This is a genomic window from Caproiciproducens sp. CPB-2 (genome assembly GCF_036287215.1).
GTDB lineage: Bacteria > Bacillota > Clostridia > Oscillospirales > Acutalibacteraceae > Caproiciproducens.
Map to the genome: position 1 here is coordinate 1,151,129 of NZ_CP142860.1, position 17,943 is coordinate 1,169,071.

General features: G+C 51.3%; 21 protein-coding genes and 2 pseudogenes. 15 read left to right on the top strand and 8 right to left on the bottom strand.

Annotated features, from left to right (window positions below; all coding sequences use genetic code 11):
* Nucleotides 1–548 precede the first annotated feature (548 nt).
* The 4 genes and pseudogenes from VXK30_RS05665 to VXK30_RS05680 form a co-directional block, all read right to left on the bottom strand.
* The gene (locus tag VXK30_RS05665; protein ID WP_275712706.1) at nt 549–803 is read right to left on the bottom strand and encodes a helix-turn-helix domain-containing protein; all 255 of its coding nucleotides are present in this window, start codon (nt 801–803) and stop codon (nt 549–551) included.
* A gap of 86 nt (nt 804–889) precedes the next feature.
* On the bottom strand, nt 890–1,816 hold the full coding sequence (locus VXK30_RS05670; protein WP_329494549.1) for an IS3 family transposase: 927 nt from the start codon (nt 1,814–1,816) through the stop codon (nt 890–892).
* Nucleotides 1,777–2,517: a transposase gene (locus VXK30_RS05675; RefSeq protein WP_275718016.1), complete on the bottom strand. Its 741-nt coding sequence runs from the start codon at nt 2,515–2,517 to the stop codon at nt 1,777–1,779. Before VXK30_RS05675 ends, VXK30_RS05670 begins: the two co-directional genes overlap by 40 nt.
* 31 nt (nt 2,518–2,548) lie before the next feature.
* Nucleotides 2,549–3,649: pseudogene (locus VXK30_RS05680) on the bottom strand (type IV secretory system conjugative DNA transfer family protein); the annotation flags it as partial.
* Here VXK30_RS05680 and VXK30_RS05685 point away from each other — a divergent pair.
* Nucleotides 3,579–4,379 (top strand): annotated as a pseudogene (locus VXK30_RS05685) (IS110 family transposase); the annotation flags it as partial. The pseudogenes VXK30_RS05680 and VXK30_RS05685 overlap by 71 nt on opposite strands.
* A 106-nt stretch (nt 4,380–4,485) precedes the next feature.
* Here the strand turns inward: VXK30_RS05685 and VXK30_RS05690 are convergent.
* Nucleotides 4,486–5,073 carry a thiamine diphosphokinase gene (locus tag VXK30_RS05690; RefSeq protein ID WP_329494303.1) on the bottom strand — a complete coding sequence of 196 codons (588 nt, stop codon included), beginning with the start codon at nt 5,071–5,073 and terminating at the stop codon, nt 4,486–4,488.
* Nucleotides 5,074–5,316: 243 nt separating this feature from the next.
* Here VXK30_RS05690 and VXK30_RS05695 point away from each other — a divergent pair, with 243 nt between their 5' ends.
* The 14 genes from VXK30_RS05695 (at nt 5,317) to VXK30_RS05760 (ending at nt 14,021) form a co-directional block, all read left to right on the top strand.
* Complete coding sequence (locus VXK30_RS05695) at nt 5,317–5,643, top strand: ArsR/SmtB family transcription factor (RefSeq protein ID WP_275717870.1); 327 nt, start codon at nt 5,317–5,319, stop codon at nt 5,641–5,643.
* Between the two features lie 84 nt (nt 5,644–5,727).
* Nucleotides 5,728–6,735 carry a permease gene (locus VXK30_RS05700; protein ID WP_442868024.1) on the top strand — a complete coding sequence of 336 codons (1,008 nt, stop codon included), beginning with the start codon at nt 5,728–5,730 and terminating at the stop codon, nt 6,733–6,735.
* A 13-nt stretch (nt 6,736–6,748) separates the two neighbouring features.
* Nucleotides 6,749–7,510 (top strand): DUF2703 domain-containing protein, encoded by a 762-nt coding sequence (locus VXK30_RS05705; protein WP_275717868.1) that lies wholly within the window; start codon nt 6,749–6,751, stop codon nt 7,508–7,510.
* A gap of 35 nt (nt 7,511–7,545) precedes the next feature.
* Nucleotides 7,546–7,890, top strand: coding sequence for a thioredoxin family protein (locus tag VXK30_RS05710; RefSeq protein ID WP_275717867.1), 345 nt, complete (start codon nt 7,546–7,548; stop codon nt 7,888–7,890).
* Between the two features lie 21 nt (nt 7,891–7,911).
* Nucleotides 7,912–8,307, top strand: a complete 396-nt coding sequence (locus tag VXK30_RS05715; protein WP_275717866.1) for an arsenate reductase ArsC — start codon at nt 7,912–7,914, stop codon at nt 8,305–8,307.
* A 462-nt stretch (nt 8,308–8,769) separates the two neighbouring features.
* Complete coding sequence (locus VXK30_RS05720; RefSeq protein ID WP_275717865.1) at nt 8,770–9,042, top strand: DUF5320 domain-containing protein; 273 nt, start codon at nt 8,770–8,772, stop codon at nt 9,040–9,042.
* A gap of 60 nt (nt 9,043–9,102) precedes the next feature.
* Nucleotides 9,103–9,507 (top strand): DUF134 domain-containing protein, encoded by a 405-nt coding sequence (locus VXK30_RS05725; RefSeq protein ID WP_275717864.1) that lies wholly within the window; start codon nt 9,103–9,105, stop codon nt 9,505–9,507.
* On the top strand, nt 9,482–9,847 hold the full coding sequence (locus VXK30_RS05730) for a NifB/NifX family molybdenum-iron cluster-binding protein (RefSeq protein ID WP_275717863.1): 366 nt from the start codon (nt 9,482–9,484) through the stop codon (nt 9,845–9,847). Before VXK30_RS05725 ends, VXK30_RS05730 begins: the two co-directional genes overlap by 26 nt.
* Entirely contained in the window at nt 9,837–10,712 is an 876-nt protein-coding gene (locus VXK30_RS05735; RefSeq protein ID WP_275717862.1) for an ATP-binding protein, read from the top strand. Before VXK30_RS05730 ends, VXK30_RS05735 begins: the two co-directional genes overlap by 11 nt.
* Nucleotides 10,690–11,607, top strand: coding sequence for an ATP-binding protein (locus VXK30_RS05740; protein ID WP_275717861.1), 918 nt, complete (start codon nt 10,690–10,692; stop codon nt 11,605–11,607). The genes VXK30_RS05735 and VXK30_RS05740 overlap by 23 nt, the downstream gene beginning before the upstream one ends.
* Nucleotides 11,564–12,394: an MBL fold metallo-hydrolase gene (locus tag VXK30_RS05745; RefSeq protein ID WP_275717860.1), complete on the top strand. Its 831-nt coding sequence runs from the start codon at nt 11,564–11,566 to the stop codon at nt 12,392–12,394. The genes VXK30_RS05740 and VXK30_RS05745 overlap by 44 nt, the downstream gene beginning before the upstream one ends.
* Before the next feature lie 12 nt (nt 12,395–12,406).
* Complete coding sequence (locus VXK30_RS05750; RefSeq protein WP_275717859.1) at nt 12,407–13,243, top strand: Mrp/NBP35 family ATP-binding protein; 837 nt, start codon at nt 12,407–12,409, stop codon at nt 13,241–13,243.
* A 24-nt stretch (nt 13,244–13,267) separates the two neighbouring features.
* Nucleotides 13,268–13,600, top strand: coding sequence for a CGGC domain-containing protein (locus tag VXK30_RS05755; protein WP_275717858.1), 333 nt, complete (start codon nt 13,268–13,270; stop codon nt 13,598–13,600).
* Nucleotides 13,601–13,661: 61 nt separating this feature from the next.
* Nucleotides 13,662–14,021, top strand: a complete 360-nt coding sequence (locus tag VXK30_RS05760) for a NifB/NifX family molybdenum-iron cluster-binding protein (RefSeq protein ID WP_275717872.1) — start codon at nt 13,662–13,664, stop codon at nt 14,019–14,021.
* Between the two features lie 71 nt (nt 14,022–14,092).
* Here VXK30_RS05760 and VXK30_RS05765 read toward each other — a convergent pair whose 3' ends face one another.
* The 3 genes from VXK30_RS05765 to VXK30_RS05775 are packed head-to-tail and all read right to left on the bottom strand — an operon-like array spanning nt 14,093 to nt 17,934.
* On the bottom strand, nt 14,093–14,398 hold the full coding sequence (locus VXK30_RS05765; protein WP_275717857.1) for a hypothetical protein: 306 nt from the start codon (nt 14,396–14,398) through the stop codon (nt 14,093–14,095).
* Nucleotides 14,399–14,419: 21 nt separating this feature from the next.
* Nucleotides 14,420–16,600, bottom strand: a complete 2,181-nt coding sequence (locus VXK30_RS05770; RefSeq protein ID WP_275717856.1) for a DEAD/DEAH box helicase — start codon at nt 16,598–16,600, stop codon at nt 14,420–14,422.
* Entirely contained in the window at nt 16,597–17,934 is a 1,338-nt protein-coding gene (locus tag VXK30_RS05775) for an ATP-binding protein (RefSeq protein ID WP_275717855.1), read from the bottom strand. The genes VXK30_RS05770 and VXK30_RS05775 overlap by 4 nt, the downstream gene beginning before the upstream one ends.
* Nucleotides 17,935–17,943: the final 9 nt, after the last annotated feature.

A 17,943-nucleotide genomic window follows, 5' to 3' on the forward strand; every position in this document is an offset into this window, starting at 1 on the left:
AAGTGCTTTTCAAAACGATACGGGTTTCGAGCGTTGTTCCATGTTATTGCCGCGCGATTGGCTCAGTTCGCTTCAATCTGTTCCGCTGAAGGGAACGGAAACCTTGCTTAGACCGGATTTGCCGGACATTCAGGGGCAATGAAAACTTAGCGCGACACCAATTGATTCTGTCAAGGTGACGGCGTTTTTGACGCTTACTTAAAAACAGTTGTTATCCCCGCTGCAATGAATACTGGTGAACCGCTCCGGCTCCGTTCTGGCGGTTTACAAAGAACAGATGCTCGTTTTTGTGGAATCTGCCGCTCATCTCATTACATATGCCAGAGAAAAGAACAAGGAAATTATTCTGATTGACCCGGATACAGCGGAGGTTACTCCCATACCGGTGAAAGAAAGGAAGAAAGAAAAAATAAACCTTTCCGCTTGTCTTTTCTCTGATTTAGATCTGCTTAGAGTAGGAGGTTCGCTTTCATGGTTCAACATGAACCGTTCCACGGTTCACCTGTAGACAGACTTTCTCCCTGGCGGAAGTGATGCCTTTTTCAGCGTTATTTGATGTGATACAGGTTGGAGGATTTTCCGCCGTTTTCGCGCCACCTCGGCTCTTTGCAGAGACGACCGCTTTTTTCAAGGTCGGAAATTGCCCGCTTGACCGTGCTTTTGGACAGCTTCAGTTCCCGTGCGATGGTACCGATCGCCGGGTAGCATTTGCCGTCTTTATCGGCGCGGTCGTGCAGGTACATATACACGGCAACCGCGCGGTGAGGAAGCTCAGAAGCGTAAAGGGATGTAAAATACCCCATGATATATCATGAACCGCATCCCGTCAAGAGGACAATGAAAAACTATAAAAATTTTCTGGACAGTGGCGTAAGCTGCTGTCCACTTTTTATGCAGCAAGATAACGTTCGTATTTCTCCATCGGTGTGAGGACACCCAGATTACGTTGAACACGCCGGGTATTGTAATAGCGGATATAATCCTCAATCATCTGGATAAGAGCCTGTTTGCTGGTGAACCGTTTGCCGTAATAGCGTTCACGCTTCAGAATGCCCCAGAAGCCTTCCATTGGACCGTTGTCAATGCAGTGTGCCACGCGGGACATGCTTTGTGTCATACCGGCTTTGTCAATTTTGTGATGAAAAGTACGGTTCGTGTACTGGTATCCCCGGTCACTGTGAAACAGGGGATGTGCGTCCGGATTTTTCCCGACAGCTTTGTCAAAGGTCTTGAATACGAGAGGATTGTCATTACGCTCACTAATTACGAAAGCTACGATGCGCCTGTCATAGAGATCTAAAACAGCACTGAGGTAAACCTTGTGTACTTCAAGACCTTCGTACCACTTAAATTCAGTAACGTCGGTGAGCCACTTCTCATTCGGCTGAGAGGCGAAAAACTGGCGGTCAAGAAGGTTTTCGGCAAGATACTGCGGATTCTTTGCCTGCCTTGTGCAACCGTGGTTGTTGTACTTGATGGTGGATTTTATGTTCTTTGCCCGACAGATGCGAAGTACCCTCTTGTCATTGATGTGGATATCGTGGTCGTGTCGCAAATCATCGTTGATACGGCGGTAGCCTTTGTCTGGGCTTTCCATATGGATTTTCTCGATCTTTTCCGCAAGCCACTCGTTTTCGGCAATCCTGCGGCTTTGGTTCCCCGACGCCCATTTATTGTAGGCGGAACGGGCGACATGAAGTAGCTTACAGGCAGTCTCGATGGGATATCCCGCTTCCGCACGGCATTCTTTTATGGATGTGTAAATATGGCCTTGCCTTACTTGCGAGAGGCATCCCTCCTCTCCACCTCGTCCAATTTTTTTAGCAGGGCATTCTCCATTTCCGCCAGATACAGCTTGTGTTTAAGTTGTTCGATCTCAATTTGTGCCTGCTCCAACTCTGTGCGTGGTGCCTGATCTTTTTTTCGCTGCCCACGCCTATCCTGCAGACCAGCTTCACCCATTTTCTCAAAGTTCAGCGTCCAGGTGCGTGCCTGCTGGTAGCTTACATTATATTTAAGCGCCATCTCGCCGTAATTTTTACCGGATGCAATACAATCTTTCACGATTCGAATACGTTCATCTGGCGTTGTGCTGCGTGCTTTTCTCATGTAGCTTCCTCCTCCGGAATGCTTGACGGAGTTGAATTCTCCATGATTATTATACTTCTTTATCCAACATCGAAGTTGTTTTCTTGACCGGATTTTGTATTTCTCGCATATGGCGTGCTGACTACATCCGCCTGATAAATATTCCAGCACCGCTTGCTTTTTGAGCTCTTGGCTGTAGACGTGATTCTTTTTTCCTGACGCAAAGCCCAGAACTCCCTCTTGGCGATAAATCCGTGCCCAATCTGTTATGACATCAGGTGCGACTTCCGCCCGTTTCGCGGCTTCTTCCCTTGAGATATTTCCAGTTATATATTCCCGGGTGATTCTTACCTTTTTCGCAATTGCTATTTTTGACTTACTTGACATCAAAATGCTCCCTTCATGATCAACAGTGTTTTTCTTTTTCACTGTCTCTCATAAAGGGAGCATATCATCACTCCTATTCGATGCGAACGGGATCTTTTCTTCGCGGAAAATTGCTTATCTCCTGCGCAGGCGCATGCTCGATCCCACCGTGTGTACTGGGTTTACCTTCAGCTATGTCCGGGTCAACCGTATAAGCCGCATTCCTGCGGATGAGTTCTTCCTCCAGCTCGAACCGGTCGGCGTACTCCACCTTCCGGGCCGACTTTTCCTCAACCTCATAAGGCTTGCCGAAGGTGATACCCCAATCCTTAAACAGCTTGAGCCGGGTGCGCATTGGATAAGCGCCGGTTTTCGTCACAACGAATCTGCCCTTGGACATGGATTTGAGTTCGTCCGGCGAAAGGAGCGGACGCTCGATCATTTCGAGGTTCTGCGAGCCGTCGCTTTTGCCCCGGTTAACGGTCCCGCTCATCACCGTTCGGGTTCCCAGCGATTTGGACAGGGTTTCTGCCGACTCGCTGTTAGGCGCGAAACCTCCGAAAATCGTGTCCTGGCAGTTATCCACGATGATGGCGGCGCCTTCTTTTCCGTAATTTTTCTCCAACTGAGCAAGGCTCTGGATGATGGCTGTTATGGACACCCTGCGCGAGCGGCTGGACGAGAACATCATCTCGGCCGACTCTATTTTGGGAATGGTCCCTATCTCATCAAGGTACATCATGACACGGTTGGGCAGTTTGCCGCCGTGTTCGTCGGCCACGGCAAGGATTTCGCGGTAGAGCTGCTGGACGATCAGGCTGATGATGAAGTATTTGGTGGAATCCTCTTCAGGCATCACCAAAAATATCGCGGACTTAGTGTTGCAGAACTTTTCCGCGTCGATCGCAGTGTCAAAACACAGGACCTGCTCCAGTTCGGAATCCAGGAATGCGTTGAGCCTGGAAAGTGCCGTGGAAAGGACGCTCTGCATCGCCATATCCGCGCTGTTGAGTGCCGCGCCCGCGAACCATTTTGTCTTGTGGTCGTCCGGAAGATGCGCCATCAGCAGCTGGAACAGAGTCCTGCCCTTCACGCCGCTCGGTGCGAGCAGGTCTTGAATCAGCTTGAAGACGGAGACGATATGGCGCTTCTCCGGAGGGCAGAATTCCGCGAGCAGAAGGATGACCGAGGTTAAGCTGAAATCCTCCATTGCCAGGCTGGTATGCATTCTGTTCCCAGAGTTGGAAAAGCTGGTGCCGTCACTCCATATGGCCTCTGTCTACGCTTTGTTGGCTGAGTTTCCGGGGGCCAAGCAGGTTGCCGAAGCGCACCTTACACGGTTGAAAGCTCTCCTGCTTGAAGCGTCCAAAGGGCGTTACAAGCGGGATGTAGCTGTGGAAATCCGTGAGGCTGCCAAAGCGTCGATTGGTTCCGTACTGCCGGCAAAGTCGCTGGAGCTTCGGCATACCATCCACCTCATTCGGGAACTGGACGCTGAGATTGAAGAAGTTGAAACCGCAATCCAGACCATTATGGATGAAATTTCCTCACCCATTGTCACCATACCCGGCATTGGTACTCAAATGGGGGCCATGATACTTGCCGAGGTGGGCGACTTCTCCCGTTTCGATTCCCCCGACAAAGTGCTGGCCTATGCCGGACTGTCGCCATCCACATACCAATCCGGGCAGCTCACAAACTGCTATGCCCATATGGAGAAGCGCGGCTCCAGGTACCTGCGATTTGCCATTTTCAATGCCACCAAGTATGTTTGCCACTGGGATCCGACCTTTGCTGCTTATCTCGCTAAAAAACGCGCCGAGGGCAAGCACTACAATGTTGCCATCTCTCACGCCGCCAAGAAACTGGTGCGGCTCATTTACGCCTTGGAGAAATCCGGAGAGCCTTACCATCTGGCAGCATAATTTTCTCTCAATAGCCTGCATGGCGGCTTGACGGACGTCTGCTTTGCTATATCCTTTTTGAACTATCTGGCCTTTTTGCATCCCTCCTCATTTTGGGACTTGACTTTTAATAGTTAGTCTTTATTTCGCGTGGAAACACAATAAGCAATGTGCCGGTTTCTACGGTGATTATGCTTTCTTTTCCGATAAACTCGTTACTCACGCCAATGGGGGAGGTGTTTGTCAAAGTAGCATTATCAAGCTCATATTTCAGCCCTTTGAGAAATACCCCCGTCGAATTTTCCGAATGTGAGAACACGGAAACGTAGCCGGTAGGGTGCTGGTGGAATTTCATGCTGCTATTCGTAATCGCGGTGATGATTCTGTCCTGATCAAATAGGAAGCCTTTCCTGTTGCTCTGCGCCAGATATGCCAGCAACTGCATATTGGCAACCGTATGCTCCAGCCTACCGCCCGTCCCGCAATAAATGTGGAAAATGCGGTAGCCCCTTTTAATCCCTTTACGCGCGGCGGCAAATGTATCCGTATCGTCTTTTTCAGTGTTCATGGTAATTACGTTTCCGCTGCGGATACTTCGCCATAGGGCCTGTCCTTCATTACGTAATTGTTGAAATCCAGAAATGAAGAACAAGCGGCGGAGCCCGACAGCGTGGTATAGCCGCAAACAATAAAACAGAATCGTACCTGTGAGCATGGTTGTCCACAGATATACCCCTGTAAATTATTTTATATTTTACCTGTAGTTGTAGTTGGCGTCGTTGCCCATAAGAAGCATAGGCCTTTTTGACGAACTACAGTAGAGAATACCTTGTGCATAATTGCTTACAAGTTTGTAAAAAGATGGTATTAATCAAAAAGGAACATCTTTATATTGACAAAACTTGATTTGACGCATATACTAATAACATATCAAATAATTTTGATATGAGGCGATAATTTGGCAACCATTTATGAAGAACAAGCAAAAGTGTTCAAAGCATTTTGCGACGAAAAACGCCTTAGAATACTTGAGCTTTTGCGCGAAGGGGAAAAATGCGCTTGCGTTCTGTTGGAACAGTTAGACTTGGGGCAGTCGGGGCTTTCCTATCACATGAAGATTCTGGTTGAATCGGGTATTGTGGAGAGTCGGCAGGAAGGCAAGTGGACGCATTACAAAATTAGTGAAAAAGGCAGCGCCTATGCCGGTACTCTACTCAAAAAACTGACAAAGCCGAACGCAGTTACAGAAGAAAAAATCTGTTGCGCATCGAAAAAGCCATCCTGACGATGGCTTTTTAAGAACTGAATACATCAAAATAATTTGATGTGATTGTCCTTTTATCGAAAGTGAGGTTTTTATCCAGTGCAAATGCTAAAAGCAATTTGGGATTTCTTCCAGTATCAGATCCTTGCCATGAAGTGGCTGGATGGGCTGATTGGAAGAGGCCTATCCGCTATTGGACTTGATACGTCGGCACGGCTGGGCGGGAGCATTGAATTTTTCTTGTACGATGTTATTAAAATTACGATACTTCTGTGCTCGCTGATTTTTCTCATCAGTTATATCCAAAGTTACTTCCCACCGGAGCGCAGTAAACGGATTCTCGGTCGTTTCCATGGTGTTTGGGCAAACTGCATTTCGGCGCTCCTTGGTACGGTAACACCATTCTGCTCTTGTTCCTCTATACCGCTGTTCATTGGGTTTACATCCGCAGGGCTTCCGGTTGGGGTAACGTTTTCGTTCCTGATATCTTCCCCAATGGTGGATCTCGGATCGCTGCTTCTGCTGATGAGCATTTTCGGCGCAAAGGTAGCAATTATTTATGTAATTGTTGGTCTAATCGTCGCAGTCGTCGGAGGCACGATTATTGAGAAGCTGCATATGGAACGGTATGTTGAGAGCTTTATCCTGTCAGCGGGCAGCGTGGACATTGAATCGCCGGACCTGACCAAAAAAGACCGGTTGGTTTATGCTAAGGAGCAGATGTTGTCCACCTTCAAAAAGGTGTTTCCCTATATTTTAATAGGCGTGGGCATCGGTGCAATTATCCACAACTGGATTCCTGAAGAATGGGTTTCACTTGTTCTGGGAAGCAAAAATCCCTTTGGCGTTGTTCTGGCAACCCTGATCGGTGTTCCAATGTACGCCGACATCTTTGGCACCATTCCGATTGCGGAGGCACTGTTATACAAAGGGGCGCAGCTTGGCACGATACTTTCATTTATGATGGCCGTTACCACGCTGTCACTGCCGTCCATGATCATGCTCCGCAAAGCAGTCAAGCCGAAGCTGCTGGCGCTGTTCATCGGTATCTGTACCATAGGCATTATTCTTGTAGGCTACTTCTTTAACACGATTCAGGCATTTATCATATAGGGAGGAAAGTATTATGGCAAAGACATGGTATCCAGTTATTGATTATCTCACCTGCGCGGAGTGCGGCACCTGTAGTGCAACGTGTCCTCACGGTGTCTATGATCCCTCAAAGGCTCCGTCACCCGTCATAAAAAATCCGGAGGCCTGCATTGACCATTGTCACGGCTGCGGGAACAGCTGTCCGGTTGGTGCGATTACCTTTGTTGGCGACGATACCGGCTGGACACCGCCGAACGGCGCACAGGAATCTGAGGGAGACGGCTGTTCCTGCGGATGCGACACATCTTCTGAAAAGAAGATTGTCGTTGAGTATCTCTATCTTGATTTGCATACCTGTAACCGCTGCATCGGAACGGACACTGTGCTTGATGAAGTAATGGAGACGCTTACCCCCGCGCTGCGGCTTGCCGGTTTTGATATTGAGTATAACAAGATCGAGATGAAGACGGCGGAGTTTGCCGAACGGTTTAGGTTTCTTTCCTCTCCGACGATCCGTGTAAACGGTCAGGATATTTGCGGGTTTGTGAAAGAGAACAGTTGCGGATGCTGCAGCGAAATCAGCGGAACTGATGTTGACTGCCGAATATTTGAATACAATAGGGAAAGTTATGAAGTGCCTCCCAAAGAGATGCTTGCCGAGGCAATTCTGAAAACCATATTTGGAACAACAGGTGATTGTTCCTGCGGCGACTATAAACTGCCGGACAATCTGAAAACTTTTTATGAGGGGAAAGCCAGTAAATCAGCATGTTCCTGCGGGAGCAATTGCTGCTAACCAGTAACATCAATTGATAAAGGAGCGTAATGAATATGTCACTGTTTGGAAAGAAAAAGGAAGAAACGTCCTCTTGCTGCTGCGGAGGAAACTGCGATGCGGAAAGCATGACAAAGGCTGAAAACGCTAAAACCGAGGGTGCGAGCGTGAAGGTACTTGGAAGCGGATGCGCAAAATGCAACCAGCTTGAAGCGGCTACCAAAGCAGCGCTGGAGCAACTCGGCATGGATACGACGATTGACCATGTGACCGATTTCTCACAGATCGCAGCCTATGGCGTAATGTCAACACCCGCCCTTGTGATAGACGAAAAGGTAGTTTCTTACGGCAAGGTATTAAAGACCGAGGAAGTTGTGAAGATTCTGCAAAAAGTCAGATGAATTTTAGTAGGACGGTTTTAGATGAGTAAATCAAAGGTAGCCTTTATCTGCGTCCATAACTCTTGTCGAAGTCAGATCGCCGAGGCACTGGGAAAGCACCTTGCCGCCGATATCTTTGAAAGCTATTCCGCTGGCACGGAACTTAAAGACCGCATAAACCCCGATGCGGTTCGCCTTATGAAGCAACTCTATGGAATTGATATGGAACAAAATCAGCGTCCGAAGCTGCTTAAGGCACTCCCTCCCGTGGATGTGGTTGTTACAATGGGCTGCAGTGTGGAATGTCCGTATCTGCCGTGTAAGCGCCGTGAGGATTGGGGACTGCCCGATCCGACAGGGAAAAGTGATGAAGAATTTCTTTCTGAAATTCAGTCAATTGAAACTAAGATTTTGAAATTAGCCGAATCGTTAGAATAGAGATAGAATTAGAAGGTCGACAGCTTATAAAGAACTGTCGACCTTTTGATTGTGGCTTCAGCGCATAAAACCACCTGCTTTGCTGGTGAAACCAAACGCTTACAGTATTTTCGTTATTTCGTATCGAAACGGAGAAACTGACAATCACATTACTTGCGTAGGAATAGGACTCGCGAAGGTTGCCCGTTAATCGGCTGTAAGACGTGTAATGAGGTTGACAGTCGTTCGACGTCTTGAGACGATGCTAGTACTATGCCTTTTCAGGGCTTGTGCATACCACGCATCATGGTTTTTACTGTTATTCTTTCTACACTTCTCCATGTAAGCGTAATGTGCATTGCATGAATTCTGAATTCTGCCGCCCGCTTCAAAATTTTCGTCCTTATTGTTGACATATGCCCGAAACTGGTTATAATAGTTTTGTAAGCGACATATGTCCGAAACTATAAGGAGGTGAACAAAATGCCAGGAAGAAACGGAACCGGCCCTATGGGTGCCGGCGCAATGACCGGAAGGGGCCTTGGCCTCTGCTCCGGGGCTGGAAATCTCGCCCGAGGTGCCAGACTTGGTCTTGGACTCGGTATGGCCTGCAGGAGAGGCTTTGGCCGCGGCTTTCGGATGTTTTCTGCCGATGAGGAAATGACGGCGAATCATCGCAAAGAACTTCTTCAGTTGCAGAAGAACACGCTAAAGAACCGTCTTGCGGACATTGACAGGCAGCTGGAAAGTCTGTAAGGCAAGCAGAAACAACCGGGGGACGCTCCGGTCATTTCTGCTTTGAAACGAGGTGAAACGATGCCAAGACCAAGAAAGTGGAGAAAGGTCTGCTGCCTCCCTGAAAGCAGCCGGTTTGGTCCGTTGGACGTTCCGTCGAACGATACCGTTATTATGACGGTCGATGAATTTGAGTCTATACGGCTGATTGATGTGGACGGATTTACGCAGGAGCAATGCGCGGTGCAGATGGATATTTCCCGCACCACGGTGCAGGGAATTTACGACAGCGCCCGGAAAAAGCTGGCACAGTCGCTGGTAAATGGCAAGGTGCTGTTGATCGAAGGCGGCGAATACCGCCTTTGCGACGGGCAGGGGCGCGGCTGCGGCGGAACCGGGTGTCGCCGTCACCGGTGCGGCAGGCACTTTGCAGATATGAAAAACGAAATGGAGGACACTCATGAAAATCACGATTCCCATGAATGAGCAGAAACTGGAATCCGGCGTATGTCCGTCTTTTGGACGCGCGCCGTATTTCCTGCTCTATGATACAAATACGAATGAGAGCAAATGGATTGCCAACAGCGCGGCGGAAAGCTCTGGTGGGGCGGGGATTGCCGCGGCTCAGCTTCTGGCGGACAGTGGCGCGGATACTTTAATCACGCCCCGGTGCGGGGAAAACGCGGAAAAGGTACTAAGCAGCGCAAATATAAAAGTTTACCGCTCCGTGGACGGAACGGCGAAGAAAAATATTGATGCACTGATTGAGGGAAAGCTTTCGCCGCTTTCGGAGTTCCACGCGGGCTTTCACGGTCATGGCGGATAAGCCTCTGACCGTCGCGGTGCTCAGCGGTAAGGGCGGCACGGGAAAAACGCTGGTGTCGGTCAACCTCGCGGCGGCGGCCGGTGAAGCGGTGTATCTAGACTGCGACGTGGAAGAACCCAACGGCCATCTGTTTTTTAAGCCCGAGAAGCCGGGGGAAGAAACTGTTGCGGTCAAAATTCCCCAAATTGATACGGACCTTTGCACCGGCTGCCGGAAATGCGTGGAGTTCTGCGCGTTTCACGCGCTGGCCTTTGCAGACAATCATCCGATGCTGTTTGACGAGGTATGCCATTCCTGCGGCGGGTGCGCCCTGCTCTGTCCCGCCGGGGCGATCCGGGAGATGGACAAGGCGGTGGGAACGGTTTCCTCTGGCAGATCGGGCCATGTAGACGTGTTTACCGGGCGGCTGAACATTGGGGAAGCCTCCGGCATTCCGGTAATTAAGCACCTGCTGGGGAAAATTCCAAGCGGCGGAGAACGCCCCGTTTTCATCGACTGCCCGCCCGGTAGCGCCTGCGCCGTGATGGAAAGCATTAAGGACGCGGATTTCTGTGTTCTGGTGGCGGAGCCTACCGTATTCGGCGCGCACAATCTGGCCATGGTTTATGAGCTGGTGACGTTGTTCCGTAAGCCCTTCGGCGCGGTGCTGAACAAATGTCAGGAAGGCGAAAATCCTTCGGAGGCATTCTGTCTGGAGCATCAAGTTCCCATTCTCGGTCGCATCCCGTTTGATCCCGAGCTGGGCGCGCTGAACTCGGAAGGAAACATTGCCGCGCGGGAAAACCAACGGTACCGGGAACTCTTTGGCTCCCTGCTTGAGCGGATCGGAAAGGAGGCACAGCATGAAGCAGCTTCTGATTCTTAGCGGTAAGGGCGGCACGGGGAAAACCACCGTCGCCGGGGCATTTATTTCTCTTTCAAAGGCAAAAGCCTATGCCGACTGCGATGTGGACGCGCCGAACCTGCATCTGATTTCCCATTGGAGCAGTGCCCCCCAGCGATCCGACTACTTTGGAATGCCCAAAGCCCGTATTAATACCGCCAAATGTATCGGCTGCGGCGAGTGCCTTTCACATTGCCGTTTTGACGCGATCAAAGCCGGAACCCCGTTTCGGGTGAAACCCTTTGCTTGCGAGGGCTGCGGGGTCTGCGCGGCGGTCTGTCCGGCAGGCGCTGTTTTCATGGAGCCTGCCATAGCGGGAGAACTGGCACTGTACAGGGGTGATATGCATGTTTTCTCTACGGCGAAGCTAAGTATAGGCAGCGGCACCTCGGGAAAGCTGGTCACCGAGGTGAAGCGCCGGATGGGTTCTGCCACCGAAGACGTGGAGCTGGCGGTGATCGACGGCTCCCCCGGCATCGGCTGCCCGGTGATCGCCTCCATCAGCGGCGTAGACATGGTGCTGATCGTGGCGGAGCCGTCCCTCTCCGGCATCAGTGATATGGAGCGCATTGTGAAAACGGCGGAGTCCTTTCACGTAATAACAGCGGTGTGCGTCAACAAGGCCGATGTCAATCCTGCTAAAACGGAGGAGATACTCTCATTTTGCCGGGCAAGGGGGATTCCCTTTGCCGGGGTAATCCCCTTTGACGCAGAGGCGGTGAAAGCGATTAACAGCGGCAAAAGCATCGCGGAGCTGGACATTCCCTCCGGCCGGGCGGTAAGAAAGGTCTATGAAAATGTGATGGAACTGCTTTGGAAGGAGGCGAAACAGCATGATCATAAAAGTGCTGTCGGAGAACACGGCGGCATCGGATGAATTCGGATGTGAGCATGGCTTGAGTCTGTATGTGGAAACGGGAAAGCACCGTCTGCTGTTTGATACCGGAGCCAGTGGCCTGTTTGCGGAAAATGCTGCCCGGCTGGGCGTGAAGCTTTCGGTGGTGGACACTGCCGTTTTATCCCACGGGCACTATGACCACGGCGGGGGGCTGAAAACCTTTTTGGATAAAAACAGCCGTGCCAAGGTGTACGTACGGGAACAGGCCTTTGAGCCGCATTATGCTGACCGACCGGACGGAAACAAGGCATATATCGGCCTTGATACAGCGCTCCTGCCCAATGAACGTTTCGTGTTCTGCGGGCAGCATCAAAAAATTGACGAGGAATTGGAGCTGTTCTCGGCGGTTCGGGAGGTGATGCCCGCACCCTCCGGCAATGCGGAGCTGTACCGGAAAGCGGGCGAAGACTTTTTACCGGACGATTTCTCCCATGAACACAATCTCGTGATCTGGCAAAACGGGCGCGCGCTTCTGATTGCAGGATGCGCCCATCGTGGGATTCTCAATATTGTCCGGCAGTTTGAATCGGATCACGGGCGCTTTCCCGACATTGTGGTCGGCGGTTTTCATCTTCACAGCCGCGGTTCCGGGAAAAGCGAAGCACCGGAGGCTGTGGACGTACTGGCGCGGGAGCTTCTGCAAACCGGCGCGCGGTACTACACCTGTCACTGTACCGGTCGGGAGGCTTATCTGCGGCTAAAGGCTGTGATGGGGAATCAGATCGGCTACTTAGCGGCAGGAAGCCGATTGGAAATTAATCTGTAAGAGGTGAAGAATATGAATGAAAATTGTGACAACAACTGCGGAAACTGCGGCGAGGACTGCGCTGACCGCAAGGAAGAAAAGCATGATTTTCGAGCGGCGCTTAATGAGCTGAGCCATGTCAAAAAAGTAATCGGCATTATCAGTGGAAAGGGCGGCGTCGGAAAATCCTCGGTCAGCGCGATGCTGGCGGTCACCATGCAGCGGTTGGGATACCGGGTAGGCGTACTGGACGCGGACGTGACAGGGCCGTCTATTCCCAAAGCCTTTGGCATCCGTGGAAAAGCCGAGGGAAGCGATTTAGGGCTGTACCCCAGGCAGAGCAAAACCGGCATTGCAATTATGTCCGTCAATCTGCTTTTGGATAACGACACCGATCCGGTAATCTGGCGCGGCCCGATTCTCGGCAATACCGTGAAACAGTTCTGGACAGATGTGATTTGGGGCGATTTGGATTTTCTCTTTATTGATATGCCACCCGGAACCGGCGACGTTCCCCTGACGGTTTTCCAGTCCATCCCCGTGGACGGCATTGTTATCGTAACCTCGCCGCAGGAGCTGGTGTCCATGATCGTCTCCAAAGCGCTGAAAATGGCGGAGATGATGAAAATTCCCGTGGTGGGGCTGGTAGAAAACATGTCCTATTTCCGGTGCCCGGATAACGGAAAGGACTACCATATTTTCGGTGAAAGTCATGTTGACGAGATTGCCGAAAAGCACAGCCTGAAAGTGCTGGCAAAGCTGCCAATCGACCCGAAAATCTCTGCCGCCTGTGACGCCGGAATGATCGAGCTGTTTGACGGAAGCTGGTTTGACGCCGCTGGCGAGCTGCTGGCCAGTATTTTAAAATGAGCCGTTTGAGAAAGGAGGTATCGTATGAAACTTGGAATCATCAGATGCATGCAAACTGAGGACTTTTGCCCCGGAACGACAGATTTTAAGTTTATTCGGGAAAAGAAAGGTGCATTTGAGAACACAGAAGAGGAACTTGAAATCATCGGCTTTATCAATTGTGGAGGATGTCCCGGAAAAAAAGCCGTTTTACGTGCACGGGAACTCGTAAAACGGGGTGCCGATACAATTGTGTTTGCCTCATGCATTCAGCGCGGCAACCCAATTGGCTATCCCTGCCCTTTCGCAAAAAAGATGAAAGATCTGATCCAAAAAGATCTACCTGAATCTATAAGGTATTTCGATTATACCCATTAGTATTTACAGAAGCGTTAAGACTTTACAATTATCTAAATTAAATGAATCGGAGGAAAAAATGATGATGAGAATTGCGGTTGCCGCCGAAGGCAAAAATGTGACGGAGCATTTCGGTCACTGTGTCAATTTTATGCTATATGATGTGGAAAACAACAAGATTACAAAAGAGGAATCCGTGGACAATCCCGGCCACAAGCCCGGTTTTCTGCCCAACTTCCTTGCAGATAAGGGCGTGAGGGTCATTATCAGCGGCGGTATGGGACAGGGTGCGGTGGATATTTTCAACGAGCGGGATGTCGAGGTTGTCACCGGCGCTTCCGGGGACGCGAGGACGGCGGCGGAGCGCTACCTGAAGGGTGATCTGAAATCCACCGGCAGCGTATGCCATGAACACCAGCACCATGACGAGTGCGGCGAGTAAAAAGCCATAATCAATTTCTTGTAAAAAGGGAAGCAGTACACAATGGTACTGCTTCCCTTTTTGCCTGTACGTCAATTCCCGCCGTTCGCATTTTCGCTATCGGCAGAATTGTTGATCTGACCTTCCAATTTATAAAGATCAGTACGTGCGAAACTGCTCAATCTTTCCTTGTCAGCCACTTTCCCGGACGCGCGTTTTGTCGACGCGATCAAGTCGCCCAAAACACAATTTACGTATCCACCATATCCGTCGGAGGAACGTAAAAACTCCAGCCGCTTTGTATATTGTTCCGCCTGCTTTTTTGTGTCAGCGCTTAAGGCGCATTCCACCAGGCGTGAAACTTCATCATAGGTATTCTGAGTAATTGCCGATTTCATATTGTTTTTATCACCTCGGTACTAACTGTCGGTTTTCACATCTTTTAAAACATCAATTGCCGACTCCAGATCCAGCTCATTATGCAAAAAAGCGCTGCGAAGCAGTTCTCCCGGAATCATGGCGTCGTATTTATCTACCTGTGGGATTTGATTCTCCGGCAAAACCATGTCCGGGTCGTCCATGTCAATGGACAGCTCCGCCATTCTCCGGAACAGTTCGGTCCCTGAAAAGCCGCTGGTGATCTGCAGGTAATGGTCGCCCCCAAAAACGGAGTAGATCTGAAGCGGCTCCTTGAGTCCGCAGTTGAGCAGGCACTTGATGGTTTTCATTGTCATTGAGCCTACCCATGGGCAGAAATAGAAGGAGTTTTCCCCGCACGGGAGAATGCTGCTTTCCAGCATCCCGGACTCTCTTGCCATAGAGCGGGCAGCTTCCAAAACCTTTTGCGCCCTGGGTGTCAGGTACGGATAGCAGACGTCTTCTTCCAAAACTTTTTTCATTCTCTGAACGATCTTGGTGTGGATATGCCCTCCGCTTCCGTTCCAGCTGGGAATCCGGTTATTTCTCACCGGGGTGACATATACGATTTTCCGCTCCATATCGACATCAAGCGTTTTCCAAGTTCGTCCGGCCAAAACGAAAACCTCTCCCGCTGTCGGGCAGCTGTCCAGAGTGCCGATTTCTCCTTCCTTGCTTTGCACATGGTAAGCCTGTTCATCCTGAAAAACAGCGTAGAATGAATAATGGTTGGTAATCCGCTCGCCACGGATACCTACGATAATTGCCCCGTTTTCCACACGCTGCAGGTAATCCTCAGCAATCATATAGCGAAGAATCAGCCTGTATTCCTCCTGGGTGATCGTCTTCTGGAAGGCGGGAAGAAGCAGGACGCGCCGGGCTAGTTCCGGCGGACTGAGCTCTCCGTAGGTCATCAGGGTGCTCAGCGTCTGATGCGCAAGAAGGCTGAACGGCTTTGGCTTCAGGGTGAACGGCTCCACCCAGCTTTCCTCAAGGTAAAGCTGGATGATGGCAATCGCCCGCAGAAGCGTCCATGGCAGCTGTTCAAAAATATTCCGTTCCGACGGTTCCAGCAGTTCCAGAAACATCATCTGCGACTTTCCGCTGCGCCGTCCGGAACGTCCCAGACGCTGGACAAAGCTGGTGCAGGAGTAAGGCGCGCCGATCTGTATGGTGGAATCCAAATCTCCGATGTCGATACCCAACTCCAGCGTCAGCGTGGCGGCGGCGACGGTCGGGCCCTCCCGGTCACGCAGGGCGGCTTCCGCTTCCTGCCGCAGCGCGGCGGAAACGCTGCCGTGATGCACAAAGAAAACGTCTTTTTTATGCTTTTTGCGCGCAATCTCCTTCATGTCGGCGATGACCTTTTCGGCGCTGCCCCTACTGTTCGTGAAAATCAGGCACTTTTTGTCATGGCAGTTATCATAGAGAAAAGAATTGTATTCCTCCATGACCTTTTCCGCTTCTTCCGGGTCGTGAGGCAAGAGGAAGCTATCGGCACAGAGGGAGATCGTGCGTCCATGATGTTTGATACCAACGGCTTGCGCATGGCGGTTCGTCCCAGCCGCCAGATACCGGAGCGCGGGTTCATAGTCGTTCAGCGTGGCGGACAGGCCGATGCGTCTCGGGTGGCAGCCCGCGATTTTCTCCAGTCTGGCCAGCAGACACAGCACCTGCAGTCCGCGATCCGTTCCCATAAAGGCGTGAATCTCATCGATGACAACAAAGCGCAGGTCCCCAAAAAGGCGGGCCGTCTCTGCCGGACGAAGCATAAGCAGGGCTTCCAGCGATTCCGGCGTAATCTGCAAGACGCCCTGTGCCTCTTTCAGTGCGCGCTGCTTCATGGACTGCGAAACATCCCCGTGCCACGGCCAGACCGGGATACCGCTGTCCTCCAATAGACCGCTCAGCCGCTCGAACTGGTCATTGATCAGGGCTTTCAGCGGCCCAATATACAAAACGCCAACGGAGTTCGACGGGTGATGGTACAGAGTGGTCAGGATGGGGAAAAAAGCAGCTTCCGTCTTGCCCGACGCCGTGCCGGAAGCAATAATAACGTGATCGTCCGTGTCAAGAATCGCGGAGCAGGCCTCCGTCTGTACCTCGCGCAGGTCCGTCCAGCGTTTCCGGTAGATGTATTCCTGAATAAACGGCGCGTAGCGCTCGAACGCGGTCCCGCTCATATGTCAAATTCCGCAAAAAGCTTGTCCTCTTTGTCCGGCACTTCTTCCGGGTTCTGCTCGGCGCTCTGGACGGAAAAGCCCTTCTCATTCACCAATGTATCGAAGCTCAGCTCCGGATTCTGATGGAGGATATTCAAAAGGCCGAGAAAGTCCCTTGTCACCTCACGGGGCGTCAGGAGCTGATCCGCTCCCATACGGGAAACGACCGCATTCAGAAACGTGGTAAGCTCCCGCTGCCCAAGCGGGCAGGTATAATTGTAATGGCAGCTGTGAAGCTCGCAAAGGCGTTCCAGCAGAAGATAGATTTCCTCGGGGGTCAGCTGGTTGAGCTTGATCACCGGTCCGGAATAATCGGTATAGCCGCTTGCACTGAACTGATTGTCCGCCAGGCGGGAACGCAGTGCTTCATAATTGAACAAGCCTCTGCGTTCGTCATAGACAAACTGCGGCGTTCCGCTCATGAAAACGCCAATGTACCGAGCTTTGCCTTGCATGGTGTCGTTGAAGATCGTCAGGATCTTTTCATAGTTGCTGTCTCTGGCCTGCTTATTGGTAATCTTATAGAGGTTGACGCCCTCGTCCAGAAAGACGAGCAGTCCCTGATAGCCCGCCTTTACCGCGAACAGTGCGAACAGCTTCAGAAAATCATACCAGCTCTGGTCGTCGATGATGCAGTCCACCGAGAGGTTCTGCCGCGCTTCCGTTTTTGTTGTGTACTCGCCTCTCAGCCAGCGGAGCGCCGACTGCTTCTGTTCCTCCTGCCCGGTTTTCATTCCGCGCCAGTAGGCTTCGATCACCGTGGAAAAAGCAAAGCCATAGGCCATTTCGGAAAGCTCTGCCATGACCGCCGCGATTTTGCCGCTGACGGCGTCAACCATTCCCGGATCGCCGGGATGCAAGCCGCTTTCCTGAATGACGGCCGCCTGCAGGGAACTGATCCATTTCTGCAGAATCGCCTCCAGCGCCCCGCCCTCCGGTCGTGTCAGAATCGAAAGATGCTGCATCAGCTCACGATAGGTTGCCAGGCCCTGTCCCTTCGTGCCGGTCAGCCTGCGTTCAGGGGAAAGATCCGCATCCGCGACAACGAAATTCCGTTCCATGGCATTATTTCGGATCATCTGAAGCAGAAAGCTTTTGCCGCTGCCGTACTGGCCAGTCACAAGGCGGAAAGACGCGCCTCCGTCTTCAATTGTGGATAAATCCTGTAAAAAAGCGCCTACCTCTTTCTGCCGTCCGACAGCGATGTGCCGAAGCCCGACGCGCGGCACGACTCCGGCAATCAGAGAATTGAGAAGCGCGCCGGATTCCCGGCGGCTGATCTTTACGGTCTGCATGATAACGTT

Coding starts and splice junctions, on each gene's coding strand:
- VXK30_RS05665 (WP_275712706.1), bottom strand. CDS start 803: ATGGGGTATTTTACATCCCTTTACGCTTCTGAGCTTCCTCACCGCGCG.
- VXK30_RS05690 (WP_329494303.1), bottom strand. CDS start 5,073: ATGCTCACAGGTACGATTCTGTTTTATTGTTTGCGGCTATACCACGCT.
- VXK30_RS05700 (WP_442868024.1), top strand. CDS start 5,728: ATGCTAAAAGCAATTTGGGATTTCTTCCAGTATCAGATCCTTGCCATG.
- VXK30_RS05705 (WP_275717868.1), top strand. CDS start 6,749: ATGGCAAAGACATGGTATCCAGTTATTGATTATCTCACCTGCGCGGAG.
- VXK30_RS05710 (WP_275717867.1), top strand. CDS start 7,546: ATGTCACTGTTTGGAAAGAAAAAGGAAGAAACGTCCTCTTGCTGCTGC.
- VXK30_RS05715 (WP_275717866.1), top strand. CDS start 7,912: ATGAGTAAATCAAAGGTAGCCTTTATCTGCGTCCATAACTCTTGTCGA.
- VXK30_RS05720 (WP_275717865.1), top strand. CDS start 8,770: ATGCCAGGAAGAAACGGAACCGGCCCTATGGGTGCCGGCGCAATGACC.
- VXK30_RS05725 (WP_275717864.1), top strand. CDS start 9,103: ATGCCAAGACCAAGAAAGTGGAGAAAGGTCTGCTGCCTCCCTGAAAGC.
- VXK30_RS05730 (WP_275717863.1), top strand. CDS start 9,482: ATGAAAATCACGATTCCCATGAATGAGCAGAAACTGGAATCCGGCGTA.
- VXK30_RS05735 (WP_275717862.1), top strand. CDS start 9,837: ATGGCGGATAAGCCTCTGACCGTCGCGGTGCTCAGCGGTAAGGGCGGC.
- VXK30_RS05740 (WP_275717861.1), top strand. CDS start 10,690: ATGAAGCAGCTTCTGATTCTTAGCGGTAAGGGCGGCACGGGGAAAACC.
- VXK30_RS05745 (WP_275717860.1), top strand. CDS start 11,564: ATGATCATAAAAGTGCTGTCGGAGAACACGGCGGCATCGGATGAATTC.
- VXK30_RS05750 (WP_275717859.1), top strand. CDS start 12,407: ATGAATGAAAATTGTGACAACAACTGCGGAAACTGCGGCGAGGACTGC.
- VXK30_RS05755 (WP_275717858.1), top strand. CDS start 13,268: ATGAAACTTGGAATCATCAGATGCATGCAAACTGAGGACTTTTGCCCC.
- VXK30_RS05760 (WP_275717872.1), top strand. CDS start 13,662: ATGATGAGAATTGCGGTTGCCGCCGAAGGCAAAAATGTGACGGAGCAT.
- VXK30_RS05765 (WP_275717857.1), bottom strand. CDS start 14,398: ATGAAATCGGCAATTACTCAGAATACCTATGATGAAGTTTCACGCCTG.
- VXK30_RS05770 (WP_275717856.1), bottom strand. CDS start 16,600: ATGAGCGGGACCGCGTTCGAGCGCTACGCGCCGTTTATTCAGGAATAC.
- VXK30_RS05775 (WP_275717855.1), bottom strand. CDS start 17,934: ATGCAGACCGTAAAGATCAGCCGCCGGGAATCCGGCGCGCTTCTCAAT.